Genomic DNA, 13,516 nt, shown 5'->3' on the forward strand with positions numbered 1-13,516 from the left:
CCAGCATTTTCAAAGTTTTTATCATTAAAATCTGCCATTTTTTTGAATGAAATGTTTGCTGTGGAAATTTCCATGGAAACTTTCGCGCTGCTGCCTTTTAGAATATCTTTGCAACTTTATTTAAAATTTAAAAATGCTCTCAAAAATTATCGTTCATAAAGTAGGAAACAGAATCAATCAGGAATCTTTAATCCTTTCCCAGGAAGAATTGCAACTGGAGGAAGACATGAAAGAACTGCTCGAAGATTTCTTCCTGAAAGCCTTCAAATCAGAGGAACAGTTTTGTTTTTACAGCGACACTTATTTGGTTAATAATCCGGTGTACAGCTCAGTTTCCGAGATTTTTGAAGACCAAAACAAATTCGTTTACGAAGCGGAAAATATTGCGCAACATCTGTATGATATCACCGAAAATCCGCGCGTGCAAAGCGGCGAACTCTTCATCGTTTATTTCGAAGGGGAAGAAAATGCCGACGGAAACAGGATCGATTCTATAGGGATTTTCAAAACCGAAAATAAAAATCCTTTCCTGAAAATTTTCCCTCAGAATGAAACTTTTGAAATTGAAAAAGATTACGGCATCGGGCTTTCAAAGCTGGATAAAGGCGCATTGATCTACAACAGCAGCAAAGAGACGGGTTATGCCGTTTCGGTGGTGGATAACAACAAAAACGGCGATATGTACTACTGGTTCGAGGATTTCTTGAAAGTAAAACAGCGCGACGACGAATATTTTCAAACCCAGGAAACGCTCACGGTGTACAAAGAATATATCACCAAGCAACTTCCCCAGGAATTTGAAACCACCAAAGCCGACCAGGCCGATTTTCTGAACAAATCCATCAGTTTTTTCAAAGAAAAAGAAACCTTTGATTATGATGAATTTACCAGGGAAGTTTTGGAAGATCCTAATGTTATCGAGAGTTTCAGTAACTTCAAATCCGATTATGAACAGGAAATGCAGGTTTCAATTGCCGAAGATTTTGCCATCAATGAGGCAGCGGTGAAGAAGCAAAGCCGGGGTTTCAAAAGTGTCATCAAACTGGATAAAAACTTCCATATCTACGTTCACGGCGACCGGAAACTCATCGAAACCGGACAGGATGAGAAAGGGAAATATTACAGGCTCTATTTCGAGAAAGAACAGTAAAAAAGCAATGCTTTAAGACGGAAATTCAGATCGCTGTTTATGCGGATGATAACTCGAAGATTTACACTTGCCCGAAAGGTTAGATATCATTTAAAAAAAAATCCTGCCGAAACAGGATTTTTTTGCTTTAATATTCGAAAACGTTTTCCTCGAAAAGTCCGTCAACAGACCAGTATCTTTCGCCCGTATCGTAATTGAAAGTAAGAATTTTTGATCCTTCCGGAATTTCTGAAAGTTTTTTGTTGATCGCTGCCAAAGAAGCTCCGGTCGAGATTCCCGCCAGAATTCCTTCCTGTTTTGCCAGTTTTTTGGTGAATTCGTACGCTTCTTCTTTTTCCACCTGAATGGTTCCGTCGAGAATTTCAGTATTCAAAACTTTCGGAACAAAACCCGCTCCAATTCCCTGTAATGGGTGCGGACCGGGACTGCCTCCGGAAATTACCGGTGAATCTTTTGGTTCCACTGCGAAGCTTTTCAGGTTTGGGAACTGTTGTTTCAAAACTTGGGTAACACCGGTGATATGGCCACCGGTTCCCACTCCCGTGATCAGATAGTCGAAACCTTCCGGGAAATCGTTGAGGATTTCCTGAGCAGTAGTTTTCTGGTGAATTTCAGGGTTTGACGGGTTTTCGAACTGTTGGGGAATCCAAACGTTATCGAGAGTTTCTGCCATTTCCAAAGCTTTTTTCACGGCTCCGGAAGTTCCGAGTTCTCTTGGCGTCAGCACAAATTTAGCACCATAAGATGACATGAGTTTTCTGCGTTCCACACTCATACTTTCGGGCATTACCAAAACCAGTTGATAGCCTTTCACCGCGCAGACCATTGCCAATCCAACACCGGTGTTTCCGGAAGTGGGCTCTACAATAAGGGTGTTTTTATCGATTTTGCCTTCTCTTTCAGCTTTTTCGATCATTGCGAGGGCTATTCTGTCTTTGATGCTGCCGCCGGGATTTTGGCGTTCAAGCTTCATCCACACTTCCACATTGCTGTCAAAAATAGTATTGATCTTAACGAGTGGAGTGTTTCCAATGGCTTCTAAAACATTATTAATTTTCATAAAATGAGGTATTTATTTTAAATTATATTTGAGTTAAATGATGAAATTAATGGGTTCGTTTCCCGGGAATTTGTTCTTCACCGTGACTTGTCCTTTGTGAAATACCACCGAATTTGGTGCCACACTTTCGGTGATCCAAACATTTCCACCGATGAGCGAATTTTCCCCAATGATGGTTTCGCCGCCGAGAATGGTCGCGTTGGCGTAAATCACCACACGATCTTCGATGGTGGGATGGCGTTTCTGATCCTGCAAATCTTTCGTAACCGAAAGTGCGCCTAAAGTTACGCCTTGATAAATTTTAACTTTCCTGCCAATGACGGTGGTTTCGCCAATGACGATTCCGGTACCGTGGTCGATAAAGAAATTTTCGCCGATTACTGCGCCGGGATGAATGTCGATTCCGGTTTTGCTGTGGGCATATTCGGTCCAGATTCTTGGAATGAGCGGAATTTTGTTTTTAAAAAGTTCGTGGGAAAGCCGGTAGACGGCGATTGCAAAAAATCCCGGATAGGAAAACACCACTTCTTCTACACTTTGTGCAGCGGGATCGTTTTCAAAGATATATTGCGCATCGTTTTGCAGTGCACGGTAAATCTCGGGGAATTTTTCAAAAAAGACATCACTTTCCACTTTTTCATTTTCTGTCTTCACTGTAGCTAAAATTTCGGTGAATTCAGCTTTGAAGTCACTTAGCCGCTTCTCGATCAGTTCAATTTCTGAGCACCGCTGATATTCTAAAAAAAAGATAAAACGAAACAGGCGGTCGATAAAATCTTCGGTTTTCCTCTTGTCGATATCGAATTTCCTGTTCTGATAGCCCAAATGAAGTTGTTCCGTGAAAGTCATATACGGGATAATTTCTAACAAAGGTAAATAAGAATTTAATGTAAATAATTGATGTAGGTTAATAAAAATTGGACCGTGAGCCTATCGTATTACAAAAAAAAGACCTTTCCACAAGTCTCTTCAATATCTTCAGAAAAAAATAGTTTCACGGTCTGCTTTCATATACAGAAGCGCTGGTTATCATGGCTGGGCTTCTTTTTATCGGCCTATTTTCCTGTCAGCTGGTTAATGTCCCCAATCATAAAAGTATGTTTTCCTTTCTCGGCAATTTTGGTTATGGTTTCCATAATTTGGAAGAATTTCAGGTTTTCGTCATCTTTCATGAGTTCTGAAGCATTTTTCAAAGTCCGTGCTGTTGCTACTGCTGTCCTGGCGTTTTCAAGTTCTGATTTTGCTCTTATTTTTGCTTCCAAATGTTTAGCGAACAAGTCCTGGATTGATTTTGGAAAGGTTAAGTCGCGCAGTTGTGCCTGTTCTATGGTTATGCCGAATTCGGCCACTTCTTTTTCCATTTCCCCGGTCTTGAAGTCCGTAAGTTCATTTCTTTTTTCGTTCGCGGTTTCACTGTCCATTTCTGCAATCCTGTTTCTCAGATAGATTTGGACGATACTGTAAATTCGCTGCTCAGCTTCCTGAATAATGGCATACATCTCTCTGTCAAGCGCAAACTTGTCAAGAAATTTCTGTCCATCCACGATTCTGTAAATCACATTGAAGGAAAACCGCAGAGCGACATTGTCCTTTGTTAAAACTTCCTGGTTCACGACGGTGAGCAGTTTTGAAGTTTGAGGCAGAAGAAACAGTTCGGTCCTGTTTTTCAAATCCCAAACTTCGTAGTAGCCGGCTGCCAGTTTTTGCTCAAACTTATTGTCACGGTAAAGAAATCCAACAGTGTTTGGTTTTACCTGATATCTTTTTTTGAATATTCCCATTTGTTATTTTGTTACAGTTTTGTTGAATTAAAAAGGAGAAGAACACCAAAAGTTGAGGGAAGCCAAGTTGAGTTTGAACCAGTTGTCCAAACGGTATCCCTTGTCTTGCAAACTCAATTTCAGTTTGAGCAATACTGCTCTGTTCTTCACCTTCTCTTTTTTCAGTGTGATAGGATGAAGCGTTTTCCAACGCAAAATGCAACCAATGCACACGGGGAGTCGAACCCCTTGGGACGAAGCTCCGCAATACCCTGTTTAGTATGCTTGTCCCCTTAGTAAAACAGGTGGCGGTTTATCTTTAATATCTTTTTGATTAATTGTTATTTGCAGGTCTACTGCGGTGTCGTCTTTAACATTTGCTCTGACGTTTAAATTTTTTAGACGTTCTTTCGATACATGCCATCTTGCCTGAAAAGACATTTCAAATATAATCCAAATCTACAGAAAATCCAAGATATCATAGGTGGTCAATGGACTTTTATTGAATTTAGATAGTTGGTGAATTGTAAAAAATATATATTTATTTGTGCTGATGTTCGCGGTGACCAACATTAACTTTATTTAACAGTTTTTATAGTTTCCTTTGTTACGGAAAACTTACTTTTGTTATAAAGAGTTGAAGATCACTCTTAATAACATTTAAATTTAAAAATTATGGAAAAGTTTGCAGTATTAGCAAGAGTGGAAGCTAAACCGGGCAAAGAAAAGGATGTACTGGAATTCCTAAAGTCAGCCTTACCGCTTGCCCAGGATGAGCCAGGAACAGTAAGATGGTATGCCTTACAAATCGGCCCTTCTACTTTTGGCATATTCGATACCTTTGAAACCGAAGATGCAAGACAGGCTCACCTTAGTGGCGAGATTGCAAAAGCTTTAATGGCCAATGCTTCTGAATTACTGGCTAAGGAACCTGTACTTGAAATGGTAGATCTGCTGGCAGTAAAGTAAGCAGTCCAACAAAAGAGATTAGTTCAGTTGAATGGAGCCGGGTGTTTCACCAGCTCCATTTTTTTGATATCATTTTCTGTGCAGGGTTCAATTCAGAACTAAGTCATTGCAGGAATTTAAATAATACATTATTTTTGAGTAAAATTTATACTATGAATTTAATTATCAGATTGCTGATTACAGCAGTAGCTGCTTACCTTCTGACCTACGTATTGTCCGGAGTGAGCTTTGACGGTTTTTCCTCAACCATCGTCTTTGCATTGGTTTTGGGGCTTCTGAACCTGATTGTGAAGCCAATTCTTAAGTTGCTGGGTTTGCCTTTAACCATCATTACTTTAGGGCTTTTTTCATTGGTGATTAATGCCATTGTGATTATGATTGCAGATTATTTTGTGGACGGAATGACGGTGGACGGTTTCTGGTGGGCCCTTATTTTCAGCATCGTGCTTTCGCTGGTTACTTCGGTTTTTGAATCTGTTTTCATCAGCAAGGACAATTAAATGCAGAAGCGGGAGCTTCAGGCGATTATCGACAGCCAGCCTTCCGTCTCGGCCAATACTTTTTTGGTCGGGGCGCTCTATGTGGTGGCGTGGATACTTTTCGTCGCTTTTTTGATTTTGGGGGCTGGGCTTTTTTTGGAAAGTTTACTGCATTACAAAATCTTTTTGGGATGGGTTTCCGAGCAGTTGAATTTTGCTTTGAATGAAGAGCAGCGCTGGAAGATCGCAACCAGCTTCGGATTGATGTCTTTATTTTTAAGTGCCGTATTTTTAGGCGTGATATTCCTTTGCAGGATGGTCCTCAATCGTAACCGCTTCATCATCGAGATTGATGAATGGATTTACACTAATCTTAAAGAAATTAAAAACAAACCGACAACTTCAAAAACAAAAGTGCGCCGATGAATTTCAGAACTGCATCAATGGATACCTACACCAAAGTGATGACTATCGTTTTCATCATTTTCTTTTCTGTGGTGATTTTTGCATTGGTGACGAGTGGGGAAAAATTTGTGTTCTGGCCAGTCTGCATAATGATCGGGGCCATTGTCTCAGCTTATCTCATGGTTCCTGAAATTGATTTGGAACAGGGCAGCCTTAAGATAAAAAACTCCTTTGTAAATATTCAAGTTCCTGTAAAAAGTATCAAAAATGTGGAATTGATCACAAAGACAGCCTTCAATTACAGGACTTTTGGCATTGGCGGACTTTTCGGTCATTTTGGATATTTCAACGGGAATGACGTGTGGTATGTCACCAACATCAGAAAAAAAGTGAAAATCCAGACAGAGAGAAAGACCTATTTGATTTCCCCGGAAGAACCGCAGAAATTTATTAATGAAATAGAAAAACTTAAAAAAAATATTTAAAAACATAATGAAACTTAAACATACCATAATTGCTCTCACAGCACCTTTCCTGATGAATGCACAAGAATATATGACGCCGGAAATAATGTGGACGCTGAAGAAAATCGGTGTTTCAGTGGTGTCCCCAGAGCAGTCGTCGCTGATCTACAAGGTAAGCCAGACCGACCTGAAAACCGAGAAGAGCAAATCTGAAAATTATTTTCTGAATATCGGAAACGGGCAGGCTTCAAAAATGGATTTGGGTAAAAAAAGCCTGATACAGTGGGATAAAAATGGGCTGTATGCTCAGGAGGGTGATATAATTTACCTTTCTAAAGATGCCGGCAAAACCTGGTCTGAATTTTATACAATTGGTGAAGCGGATAATATCGTCATTTCACCAGATGGGCAGAAGGTTGCCTTCAGCAAGCAGGTTCAGGTGGAAACGGTTTATGGCAGGGAAAAGTATAAGGACACACCGAATTCTACCGCTCAAATTTATACAGATCTTAATCACAGGCATTGGGATTATTTCAATGAAGGTAAATACAACCACGTTTTTGTGGTGAATAAATCGGAAAGTGTTGACAAAGCCAAGGATTTGCTGGAAGGAAAAGCCTGGGATTCCCCGCAGCGCCCCTTTGGAGGTGCAGAAGATTTCGTCTGGAGCCCTGATTCTTCCAAACTGCTTTATGTAACTAAAGCTTTAAGTGGAAAGGAATATGCAAAATCTACCAATACCGATATTTTCGCTTATGATCTGAAATCAGGAACGGTAAAAAACCTTAGCGAAGGGATGATGGGTTATGATGTTGCTCCGAAATTCTCACCGGACGGAAATTTCCTCTCCTGGCAAAGCATGGCCAGAGACGGTTATGAAGCAGATAAGAACGACATCATAATCATGAACTGGAAAACCGGTGCCAAAACCAACCTGACCAAAAACTGGGACGAAAGCCTGACCGGCGATGTCTTCTGGACTCAGGATTCAAAGAAAATTTATTTTACAACAGCATTCAGAGGGACTAAGCAGCTTTTCTCATTAGATCCAAAAACCTCAAAAATTTCACAGATAACAAAAGGGAATTTTGATGTGAATGAAATCGTGGCGCAGAATAAAAATTCGCTTTTGGTGACCAGAACCGATATGAACCGCAATGCAGACCTGTTTTCTGTAAACCTGAAAGACGGACAAATGACTCAGGTTTCTGATGTGAACAGGGAAACATACGCGAAACTTAAGCCCGCAAAAACGGAACTTAAAATGGTGAAAACCACGGACGGCAAAGAAATGGGCGTGTGGTTCGTATATCCGCCGAACTTCGATTCCAATAAAAAATATCCTACCTTGCTGTACTGCCAGGGCGGGCCGCAATCTGCGTTGACGCAATATTTCTCTACAAGATGGAATCCTGGGCTCATGGCCGCAAACGGCTATATCGTAGTGGCTCCAAACCGTCGCGGTATGCCGGGCTGGGGAACAAAATGGAACGAACAGATCTCGAAGGACTGGGGTGGGCAGGTAATGCAGGATTACCTTGCTGCTGCAGATTACGCGAAAACTTTGAATTATGTGGATGGTGACAGAATGGGTGCTGTGGGCGCAAGCTACGGCGGGTACAGCGTGTTTATGCTTGCCGGGATTCACCAGAACCGCTTCAAGACTTTCATTGCACACGACGGGCTTTTTGATATGAACTCTTGGGCCCTGACCACAGAGGAACTGTGGTTTGCAAACTGGGATTTGGGAAGTCCTTTCGAACAACCAAAACCAAAGGCTTACACAGAATTTAATCCGATGACTTATATTGATAACTGGAATAAGCCGATCATGATCATCCAGGGCGGTCTGGATTTCCGCGTGCCGTATGAACAGGGGCAGGAAGCGTTTCAGGCAGCACAGCTGAAAGGCCTAAAATCTAAATTCCTTTATTTCCCGAATGAAAACCACTGGGTGCTGCACCCTCACAATGGTTTGGTCTGGCAAAGGGAGTTTTTTGAATGGCTGAAAGAAACATTGTAAGCGACAAGATTTTTTATCAACCCCGGATTTTCAGTGATTTACTGCTGAAGAAGTAGAATTTGAGTGAAAATACGATTTGTATTTATTGTATTTATCATAACCGTCTGAAGGCATTTCAGACGGTTTTTTTATAGGTAAAGGACGCGGTAATCATATTTCAGCAATATCAGCGAATTAAGTTTGGTTTTGTAAGGTTTCATATGTTACAGCATAACTGCTGTTTCTGGATTTATTGTGCTTAATGGAGTACAGGGCTTTATTTCTGATATGATTTTGAAATATACTCCTATTTCCTTGACTTTCGCTTTTTATAGCCGTATCTTTGCAGACTTTAAAATTTTAATAAAATCCGTAAATTTTATGAAAACATCTGATTTCAATTTTGACCTGCCCGAAGAACTGCTGGCAGAACACCCTTCAGAGCACAGAGACGAAGCAAGATTGATGGTGCTGGACAGGAAAACAGAAACCATTGAGCATAAACTGTTCAAAGATGTGGTAGATTATTTCGATGAAGGTGATCTTTTTATCATGAACAATACCAAGGTTTTCCCTGCAAGACTTTATGGAAATAAAGAAAAAACCGGAGCAAAAATTGAGGTTTTCCTGCTGCGCGAACTTGACCGCGAAACCAGAGTTTGGGACGTACTGGTAGATCCGGCAAGAAAGATCAGAATTGGCAACAAACTGTTCTTTACTGAAGATGAGTCTTTAGTGGCTGAGGTTATTGACAACACCACTTCCAGAGGGAGAACTTTGAGATTTTTATACGACGGAACGTATGAAGAATTCCGCGCAAAACTGAAAGAATTGGGGGAAACACCGCTTCCAAAATATATCAAAAGGGCTGTAGAACCGGAAGATGCTGAACGTTACCAAACGATTTATGCAAAACACGAAGGTGCTGTAGCTGCGCCAACTGCCGGTTTACACTTCTCCAAACACCTGATGAAGCGTCTTGAAATCAAAGGAATTGATTTCGCTGAGGTGACGCTCCACGTTGGTTTGGGAACTTTCAATCCGATAGAGGTTGAAGACCTTTCAAAACATAAAATGGAATCTGAGGAAGCCATCATCGACCAGAAAAATGCCGACATCATCAACAAAGCTGTGGAAGAAAACCGCAGAATCTGCGCAGTTGGTACCACCACCATGAGAGCGCTGGAAACATCAGTCTCTTCAAACAGGAAAATCGGCCCGTATCACGGCTGGACGAACAAATTCATCTATCCACCACACGATTTCGGGGTTGCCAATGCGATGATTACCAATTTCCATACGCCAAAATCAACACTGATCATGATGATCGCCGCATTTGCCGGCAAAGATTTCGTGATGCGTGCCTACGAAGAAGCCATCAAAGAAAAATACAAGTTTTACTCTTACGGCGATGCGATGCTGATACTGTAAGATACAAGATTTCAGATACCAGACATCAGATTTTTCTGATGTCTGCTATCTGAGATGTGAAATCGATTATGAAAGACATCAGAACTTTATCACTGGATCAGCTTAAGGATTATTTTGTAACCTTGGGTGAAAAACCATTCCGCGCGAAACAGGTTTACGACTGGTTGTGGAGCAAGAACCTGCATTCCATTGATGAAATGACGAATCTTTCAAAAGATTTGAGAGATAAAATCTCACAGGAATTCTGCATCAATCCGGTTTCGGTTGACCAACTTCAGAAATCCACCGACGGAACCATAAAAAACGGCGTGAAACTCCACGACGGTCTTATGGTAGAATCCGTTTTAATTCCGACAGAAACCAGAACTACAGCGTGTGTTTCCTCACAGGTAGGATGTTCGCTAAACTGCGAATTCTGCGCCACCGCCAAGCTGAAAAGGATGCGGAATCTGGAAGTGGCAGAAATTGTAGATCAGGTGGCGCTGATCGACCGGCAAAGCAAAATGTATTTCGACAGGCCGCTCTCCAATATTGTTTTTATGGGAATGGGCGAGCCGATGATGAACTATAAAAACGTGGTAGAGGCAATCAGAAAAATCACCAAGCCGGAAGGTTTGGGAATGTCGCCACGAAGAATCACCGTTTCCACATCGGGAATCCCGAAAATGATTAAAATGCTCGCGGACGAGGATTTGAAGGTGAAACTGGCTTTATCACTACATTCCGCGATAGAAGAAACCCGAAATGAGATTATGCCGTTTTCGGAAAAGTTTCCTTTGGACGAAATTATGGATTCTCTGAAATATTGGTACCAGAAAACCGGGAATGTCATCACATTCGAATATTGTGTCTGGGGCGGCATCAATGACAATGATGAACACATTAAAGCGTTAATTAAATATTGCCGGCAAGTTCCCAGCAAAGTTAATCTCATCCAGTACAATCCAATTGGGGAGGGCAAATTCGACCACCGAAGTATTAAATCTGAAGAAAAGTATGTCCGGGAACTCACGAAAGCCGGAATCACCGTAATGGTGCGCCGGAGTAGGGGCGCAGATATCGACGCAGCGTGCGGACAGTTGGCCAATAAAACTTCGGATTAAAATGTTTGCGCACACAGGAAAAACCAGGACCAGCAACCACAATTTGGGAATCGCATCCCTGCTTTCCTTTGTGGCAGGCTTGGTAAACGTGGTGGGATTTTTTTCGGTGGCAAAACTTACCACCAATGTCACGGGCCATTTTGCTTTTTTTGTGGACGAAGCTTTCCGGATGAATTATATAACGGCTTTCCATGTAGCGCTGTACGTTTTTTTCTTTTTTCTGGGTGCCTTTATCTCCAATATCATGGTGGAAACCTTTTCCCGGATCAGTGAAAATTATACCTACATTTTTCCCGTTTTACTCGAAGCTGCGATCCTGGCCGTCATCGCTTTGGGCGGACAGGTCTTTATAGAATCCAATCCGGATATTATAGCTTTCAGCCTTTTGTTTGCAATGGGTCTGCAAAATTCGCTGGTTACAACAATTTCTAATTCTGTCGTAAGGACTACCCATCTTACCGGACTTTTTACCGACATGGGTATTGATTTTTCGCAACTCTTTTTTTACAAAAGCCGCAAACAGAAACAAGAACTCCTTAAATCCATAAAGCTGCGTCTTACAATTATTTGGATGTTTTTTGCCGGTGGTATCGTGGGCGGATCGCTGTTTGAAAATTTTGGGATCAAAAGTTTACTGGGCGGAGCTTTACTTTTATTGGCGGGTTTGCTTTTTGATTTTATAAAAATCCGCCTGTTGCTTTTAAAGAGAAAATTATGACCAAGAAAACCTTTTTCCTTCTGTCTTTTTTATATGTCTTAAATATTTCGGCCCAACAGAATTATGAATGGCTGAAAATCAAAAAATATAAAGTTGCCACCCTTTCTGACGGGCTGAAAGAAACATCAGGCCTGAAATTCGCCGGTGAAAAACTCTACTCCTTTAATGACGGCGGCAACACTTCTGAAATTTTTGAACTCGATAAATCCACTGGAAGCATCATTAATAAAATCAACACAGGTTTAACGAATACGGACTGGGAAGCGCTTACTTCTGATGAAACCCATTTCTACATTGGTGATTTCGGAAACAACTGGGGCATCAGGAAAGATTTGAAAATTTATAAAATTCCGCATTCTTCTCCAACTTATCCCGCAACTGCTGAAATCATAAGCTTTCAGTACCCGGAACAGAAAGAATTTATAGGGAAGCCGCACAACAACAATTGGGATGCAGAAAGCCTTATCTATAAAGACGGCAAACTTCATATTTTTACAAAAGAATGGCAGTCGTATCAAACTGCGCATTACCGTTTGAGCTCAACGTCGTCTGAGGAAATCCAGAACGCTGAAAAACTGGAGGCTTATAATCTTGGTTACCTTGCCACCGATGCTTCTTATTTTAAAAATAAGCTGTATATCATCGGTTATACCAGGAAAATGGAGGTTTTTCTTACGGTTTTTAAAGAAGACCAGGACGGCAAATTTTTCACGCAGAAACCACAGAAATATTACCTTGGACAAACTTCAAAACTTGGACAAATCGAGGGAATTGCAGTGAATGATGACGGAATGTACATTTCCGGTGAAGCATTTAAGTTTAAGATTTTCAATGCAAAGCCATCATTCTACTTTATACCAACGGATAAACTGCCTTGGGTCTCGCCTTAAACGGTTTTACTTTTACTTTAAATCGATTATATTTGTAGAATCATATCCTGTTTAATTCAACACCAATTATCACTCTGTGCCGAATATTGTAGAAGACATTAAAATGCCGATTGCAGCAGAAATGAAACTTTTTGAGCAGAAGTTTTATGAATCGATGCAGAGTAATGTGCCGCTATTGGATAAGGTAACCCGTTTTATCGTCACCACCAAGGGGAAACAGATGCGTCCGATGTTTGTCTTCCTCTGCGCGAAACTGATTGGCGGGGTGAATGAGAAAACGTTTCGCGGCGCGTCAATGATCGAGCTCATTCACACGGCCACACTGGTGCATGATGATGTGGTGGATGAAAGTTTTAAACGAAGGAATTTTTTTTCCATAAATGCGCTTTGGAAGAATAAAATAGCAGTTTTGGTTGGTGATTACCTTTTGTCAAAATCAGTTTTGCTTTCCACAGATAATAAGGATTATGATTTATTGGCTGTGATTTCCAGAACGATACGCGAAATGTCCGAAGGCGAACTGCTCCAGCTCGAGAAAGCCAGAAAACTCGACATTACTGAAGAGGTTTACTATGAAATTATCCGCCAGAAGACCGCGACACTGATTGCTGCCTGTTGTGAAATTGGAGTGCTTTCAAACGGCGCCGATGAGAATTTAGCAAAAAAAATGCAGGATTTTGGCACATACACCGGTATGGCATTTCAGATCAAAGACGATTTGTTCGATTATTTGAGTTCCAATTTTATCGGAAAACCTGTCGGCATCGACATCAAGGAACAGAAAATGACTTTGCCTTTAATTTATACATTAAAAACGGCAAAAGAAATCGACCGTAAATATTTCTTCAATACCATAAAACGCTATAATAATAACCCGAAGCGTGTAAAGGAACTGATCGAATTTGTGAAAAAATCCGGCGGTTTGGACTATGCGGTTGGAGTTATGAAAGATTTTCAGCAAAAAGCCAAAGATATTCTTTCAGAATTCCCTGAATCGGAGGCAAAAACTTCACTTAATCTGATGCTGGACTACGTGATTGAACGGAAATTCTAGCAGATTCCTCATTTATATTACCATAGATTTT

General features: G+C 41.0%; 14 protein-coding genes. 11 read left to right on the forward strand and 3 right to left on the reverse strand.

Annotated features, from left to right (window positions below; genetic code table 11):
• Positions 1–133 precede the first annotated feature (133 nt).
• A complete protein-coding gene (locus CKV81_RS00965) occupies positions 134–1,150 on the forward strand; it encodes a nucleoid-associated protein (RefSeq protein WP_095069515.1) in 1,017 nt (338 codons plus the stop codon).
• 127 nt (positions 1,151–1,277) lie between these two features.
• On the opposite strand, the gene cysK is transcribed toward CKV81_RS00965, so the two are convergent.
• The 3 genes from cysK to CKV81_RS00980 form a co-directional block, all read right to left on the reverse strand.
• Positions 1,278–2,210, reverse strand: coding sequence for a cysteine synthase A (cysK, locus tag CKV81_RS00970; protein ID WP_095069517.1), 933 nt, complete (start codon positions 2,208–2,210; stop codon positions 1,278–1,280).
• 33 nt (positions 2,211–2,243) lie between these two features.
• Complete coding sequence (epsC, locus tag CKV81_RS00975) at positions 2,244–3,059, reverse strand: serine O-acetyltransferase EpsC (RefSeq protein WP_095069519.1); 816 nt, start codon at positions 3,057–3,059, stop codon at positions 2,244–2,246.
• A gap of 206 nt (positions 3,060–3,265) precedes the next feature.
• Positions 3,266–3,991 (reverse strand): slipin family protein, encoded by a 726-nt coding sequence (locus CKV81_RS00980; protein WP_095069521.1) that lies wholly within the window; start codon positions 3,989–3,991, stop codon positions 3,266–3,268.
• 654 nt (positions 3,992–4,645) lie between these two features.
• Here CKV81_RS00980 and CKV81_RS00985 point away from each other — a divergent pair.
• From CKV81_RS00985 to CKV81_RS01030, 10 genes are all read left to right on the forward strand, one after another.
• On the forward strand, positions 4,646–4,939 hold the full coding sequence (locus CKV81_RS00985) for a putative quinol monooxygenase (RefSeq protein ID WP_095069523.1): 294 nt from the start codon (positions 4,646–4,648) through the stop codon (positions 4,937–4,939).
• Between the two features lie 152 nt (positions 4,940–5,091).
• Positions 5,092–5,439, forward strand: coding sequence for a phage holin family protein (locus CKV81_RS00990; RefSeq protein WP_095069525.1), 348 nt, complete (start codon positions 5,092–5,094; stop codon positions 5,437–5,439).
• Positions 5,440–5,844, forward strand: a complete 405-nt coding sequence (locus CKV81_RS00995; RefSeq protein ID WP_095069527.1) for a hypothetical protein — start codon at positions 5,440–5,442, stop codon at positions 5,842–5,844. It abuts the gene before it with no gap.
• Positions 5,841–6,308 (forward strand): PH domain-containing protein, encoded by a 468-nt coding sequence (locus tag CKV81_RS01000; protein ID WP_095069529.1) that lies wholly within the window; start codon positions 5,841–5,843, stop codon positions 6,306–6,308. The genes CKV81_RS00995 and CKV81_RS01000 overlap by 4 nt, the downstream gene beginning before the upstream one ends.
• 7 nt (positions 6,309–6,315) lie before the next feature.
• On the forward strand, positions 6,316–8,310 hold the full coding sequence (locus CKV81_RS01005) for a S9 family peptidase (RefSeq protein WP_095069531.1): 1,995 nt from the start codon (positions 6,316–6,318) through the stop codon (positions 8,308–8,310).
• A gap of 360 nt (positions 8,311–8,670) precedes the next feature.
• Positions 8,671–9,720 carry a tRNA preQ1(34) S-adenosylmethionine ribosyltransferase-isomerase QueA gene (gene queA, locus CKV81_RS01010; protein ID WP_095074116.1) on the forward strand — a complete coding sequence of 350 codons (1,050 nt, stop codon included), beginning with the start codon at positions 8,671–8,673 and terminating at the stop codon, positions 9,718–9,720.
• Positions 9,721–9,788: 68 nt separating this feature from the next.
• Entirely contained in the window at positions 9,789–10,823 is a 1,035-nt protein-coding gene (gene rlmN, locus CKV81_RS01015; RefSeq protein WP_095069533.1) for a 23S rRNA (adenine(2503)-C(2))-methyltransferase RlmN, read from the forward strand.
• 1 nt (position 10,824) lies between these two features.
• Positions 10,825–11,541 carry a YoaK family protein gene (locus tag CKV81_RS01020; RefSeq protein ID WP_095069535.1) on the forward strand — a complete coding sequence of 239 codons (717 nt, stop codon included), beginning with the start codon at positions 10,825–10,827 and terminating at the stop codon, positions 11,539–11,541.
• Positions 11,538–12,431 carry a hypothetical protein gene (locus CKV81_RS01025; RefSeq protein WP_095069537.1) on the forward strand — a complete coding sequence of 298 codons (894 nt, stop codon included), beginning with the start codon at positions 11,538–11,540 and terminating at the stop codon, positions 12,429–12,431. The genes CKV81_RS01020 and CKV81_RS01025 overlap by 4 nt, the downstream gene beginning before the upstream one ends.
• A 76-nt stretch (positions 12,432–12,507) precedes the next feature.
• On the forward strand, positions 12,508–13,485 hold the full coding sequence (locus CKV81_RS01030; RefSeq protein WP_095069539.1) for a polyprenyl synthetase family protein: 978 nt from the start codon (positions 12,508–12,510) through the stop codon (positions 13,483–13,485).
• Positions 13,486–13,516 lie beyond the last annotated feature (31 nt).

It is taken from the genome of Chryseobacterium taklimakanense (assembly GCF_900187185.1).
In the GTDB taxonomy this organism is placed as follows: Bacteria; Bacteroidota; Bacteroidia; order Flavobacteriales; family Weeksellaceae; genus Planobacterium; species Planobacterium taklimakanense.

Excerpts from the sequence above, each read along its gene's own strand:
- CKV81_RS00965 (WP_095069515.1), top strand. The coding sequence starts at position 134 with ATGCTCTCAAAAATTATCGTTCATAAAGTAGGAAACAGAATCAATCAG.
- cysK (WP_095069517.1), bottom strand. The coding sequence starts at position 2,210 with ATGAAAATTAATAATGTTTTAGAAGCCATTGGAAACACTCCACTCGTT.
- epsC (WP_095069519.1), bottom strand. The coding sequence starts at position 3,059 with ATGACTTTCACGGAACAACTTCATTTGGGCTATCAGAACAGGAAATTC.
- CKV81_RS00980 (WP_095069521.1), bottom strand. The coding sequence starts at position 3,991 with ATGGGAATATTCAAAAAAAGATATCAGGTAAAACCAAACACTGTTGGA.
- CKV81_RS00985 (WP_095069523.1), top strand. The coding sequence starts at position 4,646 with ATGGAAAAGTTTGCAGTATTAGCAAGAGTGGAAGCTAAACCGGGCAAA.
- CKV81_RS00990 (WP_095069525.1), top strand. The coding sequence starts at position 5,092 with ATGAATTTAATTATCAGATTGCTGATTACAGCAGTAGCTGCTTACCTT.
- CKV81_RS00995 (WP_095069527.1), top strand. The coding sequence starts at position 5,440 with ATGCAGAAGCGGGAGCTTCAGGCGATTATCGACAGCCAGCCTTCCGTC.
- CKV81_RS01000 (WP_095069529.1), top strand. The coding sequence starts at position 5,841 with ATGAATTTCAGAACTGCATCAATGGATACCTACACCAAAGTGATGACT.
- CKV81_RS01005 (WP_095069531.1), top strand. The coding sequence starts at position 6,316 with ATGAAACTTAAACATACCATAATTGCTCTCACAGCACCTTTCCTGATG.
- queA (WP_095074116.1), top strand. The coding sequence starts at position 8,671 with ATGAAAACATCTGATTTCAATTTTGACCTGCCCGAAGAACTGCTGGCA.
- rlmN (WP_095069533.1), top strand. The coding sequence starts at position 9,789 with ATGAAAGACATCAGAACTTTATCACTGGATCAGCTTAAGGATTATTTT.
- CKV81_RS01020 (WP_095069535.1), top strand. The coding sequence starts at position 10,825 with ATGTTTGCGCACACAGGAAAAACCAGGACCAGCAACCACAATTTGGGA.
- CKV81_RS01025 (WP_095069537.1), top strand. The coding sequence starts at position 11,538 with ATGACCAAGAAAACCTTTTTCCTTCTGTCTTTTTTATATGTCTTAAAT.